The 6,845-nt window shown below is 56.2% G+C and carries 5 protein-coding genes; 3 read left to right on the top strand and 2 right to left on the bottom strand.

Going from position 1 to position 6,845, the window contains the following annotated elements; translation table 11 throughout:
• Positions 1-487: 487 nt before the first annotated feature.
• The 3 genes from BUE18_RS21115 (at position 488) to BUE18_RS21105 (ending at position 3,892) form a co-directional block, all read left to right on the top strand.
• Entirely contained in the window at positions 488-2,107 is a 1,620-nt protein-coding gene (locus BUE18_RS21115) for a substrate-binding and VWA domain-containing protein (protein ID WP_073478168.1), read from the top strand.
• Positions 2,107-2,730: a 5-bromo-4-chloroindolyl phosphate hydrolysis family protein gene (locus BUE18_RS21110; RefSeq protein WP_073478163.1), complete on the top strand. Its 624-nt coding sequence runs from the start codon at positions 2,107-2,109 to the stop codon at positions 2,728-2,730. The genes BUE18_RS21115 and BUE18_RS21110 overlap by 1 nt, the downstream gene beginning before the upstream one ends.
• Before the next feature lie 79 nt (positions 2,731-2,809).
• A complete protein-coding gene (locus BUE18_RS21105; protein WP_073478162.1) occupies positions 2,810-3,892 on the top strand; it encodes a substrate-binding domain-containing protein in 1,083 nt (360 codons plus the stop codon).
• A 16-nt stretch (positions 3,893-3,908) separates the two neighbouring features.
• Here the strand turns inward: BUE18_RS21105 and BUE18_RS21100 are convergent, their stop codons facing one another.
• A complete protein-coding gene (locus tag BUE18_RS21100; protein WP_073478161.1) occupies positions 3,909-6,032 on the bottom strand; it encodes a sensor histidine kinase in 2,124 nt (707 codons plus the stop codon).
• Entirely contained in the window at positions 6,029-6,802 is a 774-nt protein-coding gene (locus BUE18_RS21095; RefSeq protein ID WP_073478160.1) for an ADP-ribosylglycohydrolase family protein, read from the bottom strand. The genes BUE18_RS21100 and BUE18_RS21095 overlap by 4 nt, the downstream gene beginning before the upstream one ends.
• Positions 6,803-6,845: the final 43 nt, after the last annotated feature.

The raw sequence follows: 6,845 nt of genomic DNA, 5'->3' as shown, positions 1-6,845 counted from the left end.
TCAAAACAGAAAGTTAGCGACGGGTCTTTGACCCGTATCCGTGCTTTCAGCACTTAAAGAAAACCCTCCGACTTTAGTCGGTGGTTGTTTAGTTGTTTTCAAATAACTAAAATGGATTGAGTTCCTGATTTTACTTGGTTTTGTTTATACCATCCTTTCGCCCACACTCCATGGATTCCACTATCTGACGGGCCGAGCAGACATTACCGTCTATGAAACATTCTCCCCGCTCATCTCCGGCATGCGATGCCGGAGGCCGTGCTTTTTCTGGTCAGCATTTTTTTGTGATTTCCAATTGTTTGAATTCCGTTAGGATTTGCCCGCCGGGTTTTATAATGCCTCAAAATATTATAATCTTTGACCAAAAGCCCGGCTGGAATGCGCCTTGCCAATAGCAGGCCGCAGCCTCCGGGCCGACCGGGACAAGCGGGCGCTGAATCCGGCTCGCCTCCCACAATCCCAAACCAACCGGAGATCTATGTTCGCCATGAAAAAACGTCTTTTCATACGTCTGGCCGGAGCACTCTTCGTCCTTTTCCTGTTTTACACCTGGGGATGCGGCGAGCCTTCACCGTACCAAGGCATGGGCCTGAAAATCGCCGCGGGCTCGGAAAGCAAGGAAATCGAGCCGCTTATCCGGCAGTTCGCCGAAAAACATAAGTGCGACATTCACATCGAGTATAAAGGCTCGGTGGACATGATGCTGGACCTCGCCTCCCCGGGCTGTCCATACGACGCCGTGCTGCCGGCGAACTCCATGTGGATTCGTCTGGGAGACAAAAGCCTGCACCGCACCAGCGACGAGGCCTCCATCATGCGTTCTCCCGTGGTGTTGGGGGTGAAGAAATCCTTGGCCCAACGGCTTGGATGGATCGGCAAGGATGTTGCCGTGGCCGACATTCTGGCCGCCGTGCGGGCGGGAGACCTGCATTTCGCCATGACCAGCGCCACTCAGTCCAATTCGGGCGCTTCGGCTTACATGGGCCTGCTTTACGCTTTTGCGGGGCGTCCCCAGGTTTTGGAATCCTCCCATCTTATGGACCCGAGCCTGAATAAAGACATCCGGGACATTCTGGGCGGCATTGAACGCTCCAGCGGAAGCTCCGGCTGGCTTAAGGACCTTTACATTAAAAAAGCGGACTCCCTGGACGCTATGTACAATTACGAAGCCATGGTCATCGCCGCCAATCAGGAGTTGACCAGGCAAGGCAAAGAGCCCTTGTACGTCATTTATCCCGTGGACGGCCTGGCCATCGCCGACTCCACCCTGGCCTTTGTGAACAAGCAGGGCAATGGGGATAAAAAGCCCCTGTTCCTGGCGCTCAGGGATTATTTGCTTTCCCCCGAGGTGCAAAAGGAGATTTTCAGAACAGGCTTCCGGACCGGACTCATTGGCATGAACCCGGAGGACGTGGACAAGAAGGTGTACAATCCCAACTGGGGCGTGGACTTGAACCGCACCATTTCGCCCATCACATGGCCCCGGCCGGACGTGATCCAACAGGCCTTGACCTTGTACCAGACCGAATTCCGCAAGCCGTCCTTTACGGTGTACCTGTTGGACGTGTCCGGCAGCATGCGGGGCGAGGGGCTGCCTCAATTGAAAAAGGCCATGACCGGGTTGCTGGATCCGCAATCCGCGGAAAAGTTCATGCTCCAGACAGGCAGAAACGACGCGACAGTGGTGGTGGCCTTCAGCGACGGGCCCAGACCCGTCGCCCATATGGAGGGGAACGCGCCCAATGAGCTCAGACGCGTGATGGGCGAAATTCACGCCCTCAATGCCAACGGAGGAACCAACATCTACGCGGCGGTTCAGCAGGCCCTGGTCATCATGAAGCAAAACAGCGAAAGAATGGAAGGCAGCCTGCCTTCCGTCATTCTCATGACCGACGGCAAGTCCAATAAAGGAAGCCTGGACGAGTTGATGCAGCAATGGAGGGCTTTAAACGCGCCTTTTGCGCTGCCGCCGGTTTTCGGCGTCACGTTTGGAGAAGCGGACGACGCTCAGCTAAAGGAACTGGCGGAATTGACCTCGGCCCGGGTGTTTGACGGACGCAAGCACGGACTCATGCATGCTTTCCGCAGCGCAAAAGGATACAACTGATGCAGGCCGTTATCAGGAATATGGAAATCATCGCAGGCGCCCTGGCCGCCGCGATCATTTTGATTGGAACCGTCGTCATCCAGGCGCCTTTATGGCTGAGCGTATTGTTGGGCGCAGCCCTGTTTACGGGCCTTCGCCTGATTAAGAGCCATTGGACCGAAATTTCCATTGCCAACGAAGCGCGGGGGCTCAGCCAGGATCTCATGGAACAGAAAATTCTGGCGGGCCAGAGCATGGTCGTGCAGATCAAAAATCTTTCCCGGTCCATCAAGGAAGAGGAAGTGCAGGCGCAGGTCTTGCGCATTTGCGATCTTGCGGACAAGATTTTCCGCAACTTTCAGGACGACAAAGGGGACATGGCCCGGGCCAGCCGCTTTTTGTTGTACCTGAATCGCTTTCTGCCTCTCATAGAAACCTTCGCCCGTTTGTCCTCCACCAAAGAAGGCAGGAAAATGCTGGAGGAATCCAACGACGGCAAGGAGTTTCGGGAAATGCTCAACGTCGTGGAGCAAGGCTTTTCCAAAGGCTTTCAAAATTACCTGGAAAACGACGCGGCGGACCTGCGCACCTTTGGCAGGGTGCTTTCCAAAATGATGGACGCAGCGGAAATCGGAAAACAGTAATAGGGATTTTCGACGGCGAATCCGGACAGTGATGTCAAAAACCGCCGTCGCTCAGCATCCGAAAGGACGACGATATTTTATGAAGAACTGGAAACTTATCCTGGGGATTTTGCTTGTCGCGGGCGCTGCGGGTTTTGCAGCCTATTACCAGTTTGCAGGCCCGGGCGGAACGGCGAAAAAGCATATTTCGGTCAACATCCGGTTCGGCAGCGAGAAAAAGGGCCTGCTGTCCGACGTAAAGTTCCAGGAAATCATGAAATCCCGTTACGGCATTACCATCAACGGAACCAAAATGGGCAGCCTGGAAATGTCCGAAGGCGCTATGGACAACCTGGACGGTTTGTGGCCTTCCAGCGAGTTGGCGGCGGAGTTGTTTAAAAATCGGCATCCTGAAATTCAGCCCAGGACAGCCAATATTTTCAACACGCCCATTGTGCTGTATTCCTGGCCGGAGATCACGGAGGCGCTCATCAAGCAGGGCGTGGTGGAAAAGCGGGAAGACGTCTTTTACGTGATTAACATGAAAAAGCTCCTTGATCTTCACATGCGAGGCTCCTCCTGGCGCGACCTGGGCCTGCCCCGTCAGAACGGCCAGGTGAACATCATCGCCACCGACCCGACCAAGAGCAATTCCGGTTTTTTAATGGCCGGGCTCATCGCTGTCATCCTGAATGACGGCGCCATGGTGGGGTCCGCCGACTTGTCTCAACACCTCCCTGAAATTAAAAAGATGTTTGCTGAAATGGGATTTTTGGAGCACTCCACAGGCGTTTTGTTCGACAAATACATCAAGCAGGGGCAGGGCGCCTTTCCCCTGGTTTCGGGATACGAAAGCCTGATCATCGAATTCTACACAGCCTATCCCTCGTATCAGGACACCATCAAAAAATTGGTGCGAACCCTCGTCCCCGAGCCCACCGTATGGAGCGACCATCCGTTCATCGCCCTGACGGAAAACGGACAAACTCTGCTGGACGCCCTGCAGGACCCGGAAATTCAGGCTTTGGCCTGGGAGCGGTACGGGTTTCGGTCCGGGGTGATGGGCATCAATAACGATCCGGCCATATTGAAAGAAATCGGTCTGCCGCCGACCATCGACACGGTCACCCGCATGCCGCCTCCGCCGGTCATGGAATCCATGCTGGAAGCCTTGCGTTACTAAAAGGGCGCGTCAATTTTTATGAGGGCAAATGCAGGGTGATGGTGCAGCCTGGGCCTGGGTTGTTTTCCGCCGTAACCCTGCCGCCCATGGACTCGGTGAACCGCCGAACCAGGGCCAGGCCGATGCCCGTTCCCCGAGTGGTGCGGGTGAGGGAATTGTCCACCCGGAAGAAATCCTTGAACACCTTTTTCAAGGCCTTTTTAGGGATGCCCGGGCCTTTGTCCGAGACCTTCACCTTGGTGCGGCCAGGCTCCTGCTCCAGGGTGATGGAAACCTCCTTGTCCTGGGCGTCCTTGCCGAATTTTACGCTGTTTTCCACCAGATTCACCAGGATCTGGACCATGGCCTCCCGGTCGTATTGGAAGGGCCTGTGGGCTGCTTTGTCGGCCTCCAAAACAAAGCCTTCGGACCGCAGTCTCTCCCCCATGACCTGCCTCACTTCCGCCAGGACCTCGGACAAATCTCCTTCCTGCAATTCCAGGACGGACTTTTTGTTTTCCAGCCGGGCGAATTGCAGCACATTGGTGATAAGCCGGGACAGCCGGGAGGATTCCGATCCTAACACCTGCAAATACTCCTGCTCGCGCTCCGTATCTTTGGCTATGCCCATTTCGAGCATTTCAACGTACATGCGGATGTTGGTCAAAGGCGTTTTCAGTTCGTGGGTGACGGAGCTGACGAACTGGCTTCTCCTGCGGGAGTAATCCATGACCGCCGCGGCGCTTCGGTATATGGCGAAAAGCCCGGCCAGGACCACGAACCAAAAGACCCCTTGCATGATGTTCAAAGTTCTCCGCCCTGCCGATTTGGGCAGGTCGTGGCATTCGATGGCCGCCACCAAAAAGGAAAACGGCCTGGGAAACACCCGTTCCGCCCGATATACCAAATGGGGCAGGGTTTTGCCCGTGGTGACGGTGTTGGTCTCCACGCCGCGGTCCATGACCGACAAAGTAAGGGTGGAGTAGCGGGCCATGGGCTGGCGTGCAAAGTAGACCTCGTTCAAGTAGCCCAAAAACGCCGAAGTATCGATGAGCATGCCCTGGTTGTATACCCGATTGTCCAGCACAATGCGCCGGAACAGCAAAATTCGTTCGTGGTCCAGGACCATGCTTTGCAGGGGATCCACTTCCACCCGCAGCTTGCCTTTGTCCTGGGCGTCCGTGGTCAGCTTGAGCTTCTTCTGCGCCGCTTCTCTACTTGCCGGCAGGCCAAAACGATCTTCCCGCAAAAATGACTGACGCCCCAACTCGTTTTTCGGGGCTGGATCCATGGACTCGGCAAGGGCGGAGGCCCCTGGGGCGCTGAAAGTATGGGAAACGGACGATTTGGGCTTGGGCTTTGACCATGACCTTTCCTCGGACGGCTCCGGCTTAAGATCATCCGTTCCCGGTTTGTACACAGCCAGGGCGGTATCCTCATAAACAACCGCCGAGTCTGATCCTTCGTCCTTCAACTGGATGGCGGAGACGTCCCGGGACGGCATTTCCTTATTGGACATGTTGCTGGCCTGTTCAATGGAGATTTCCTCAACCCGCCTTCCTTTTTGCCCCAACTGCTCCTTGGACTGCCGGGAGATAAGGGGATCCAGATACCGTTCCACAAAGGATTTCTTGACCTGGGCGATTTCCTGTTTTTCCTGGAGGGTCTTTTCCTCGGAGATCTGAGGCTTGGCCTCCGGCTCGGGCGCAGGCGCCGGCGGTTGGTCAGCGTCCCCGGCCTGAGTCATAAAGGTGAGAGACTCCGCGTCTTCCACCTCGCGGCGCTCCATGCGCAGTTTGTTAAAAGCGCCGTTGGCCGATTGCAGCTGCCTGACCAGCACGGGATCGTCCCCGTAGGGCGTGGTAAACGAGCCGTCCGGGTTGTTTTGCAGATAGCCGACAATAAAACCTTCTACGGAATCCATGGAAAGGCCGCCGCCCGCCGACGCCGCGTAATCATCCACGGCCCGGCCTTCTTCGCGTTCCACCAGCCTGGCCAGATCCTCTTCCATGTAGTCCAGGATGGTGTCCGCAAAAAATTGCAGAGCGCCGCGCTCCTCCTGCTCCATGCCCATGCGGGCGTGGCGGATGAAATAGGCGGAGGGCGCCGCCAAAGCCAGGCAAAACAGGATGATTATGATCCGCAGCCGGTTAATGTTCATGAAAGGCCGTACACCTTGTTAAATTCATCGATGATGTTCAAAAACTCCTCGGGAAGGCGCGACCGGACTTCGGCCGCGATCTCCCCGGGAACTCCCTTATAATAAGCCTGGGCGATCGCCCCGGCCATGCAGCCGATGGTGTCGCTGTCTCCGCCCAGGGAGACGGCCTGCCGAATGGCGTCTTCAAAATTTTCAGAGTCCAAAAAGGCGATGATCGCCTCCGGGACCGAGCCCTGGCAGGATACGTCAAACGCGTAACTGGGGCGGATTTCGTCCACGGTGCGATCCATGTTGTAGCCGAATCGCGCCGCGATTTCTTCCCGGACGGCCTCCTTGCCCGCGCCTTTGCGCGCAAGAAATACGGCGCAGGCCACGGCCTGGGCGCCCTTGATCCCCTCGGGATGATTATGGGAAACCTCGGCGGATTTTTTCGCCTCTTCCAGCACCTTGCCCATGTCGTCAAAGGCGAAGCCCACCGGACTCACCCGCATGGCCGAGCCGTTGCCCCAACTGTTGTATGGCAGGGGATTGGCCGCAAACAGCCAGTCGTAAAAATGGCCGCCGAAACCGGCGTTGGGATATTTGCGCCCAAACTCCCTGATGCAGTCCAGGTAAGGTCTTTCTTTCAGAATGGCCTGGGCCGTGGCCACGGTCAGCACGGTGTCGTCCGTGAACCTGGAATAGGGGCTAAACAGCGGAAAAAACAGGGACTTGTTATTGACCGCCTCGTACACCGACCCGATTACGTCCCCTGCGATAGCGCCGATCATTAAAAAATCCTCCGATGCAACAAAAAATCGCCGGATTTGCCTC

The sequence above is a fragment of the Desulfatibacillum alkenivorans DSM 16219 genome (assembly GCF_900142135.1).
In the GTDB taxonomy this organism is placed as follows: domain Bacteria; phylum Desulfobacterota; class Desulfobacteria; order Desulfobacterales; family Desulfatibacillaceae; genus Desulfatibacillum; species Desulfatibacillum alkenivorans.
Note: the sequence above shows the minus strand (reverse complement) of the source record. Positions and strands in the feature narration are given on the sequence as shown.